We start from the raw sequence: 211 nt of genomic DNA on the forward strand, positions 1-211 counted from the left end.
CCCCCTTTGGTCCGTAGACATTATGCGGTATTAGCAGTCGTTTCCAACTGTTGTCCCCCACCTCAAGGCATGTTCCCAAGCATTACTCACCCGTCCGCCGCTCGTCAGCAAAGTAGCAAGCTACTTTCTGTTACCGCTCGACTTGCATGTGTTAGGCCTGCCGCCAGCGTTCAATCTGAGCCATGATCAAACTCTTCAATTAAAAAGTTTT

At 49.8% G+C, this 211-nt stretch carries 1 rRNA gene; it reads right to left on the minus strand.

What is annotated here, in order from left to right:
- A 16S ribosomal RNA gene (locus H5089_RS20155) occupies window positions 1-202 on the minus strand; the annotation flags it as partial.
- Window positions 203-211 lie beyond the last annotated feature (9 nt).

Origin of the sequence: Pseudoalteromonas sp. SR45-1 (assembly GCF_014163655.1) — a bacterium.
Classification (GTDB): Bacteria; Pseudomonadota; Gammaproteobacteria; order Enterobacterales; family Alteromonadaceae; genus Pseudoalteromonas; species Pseudoalteromonas distincta.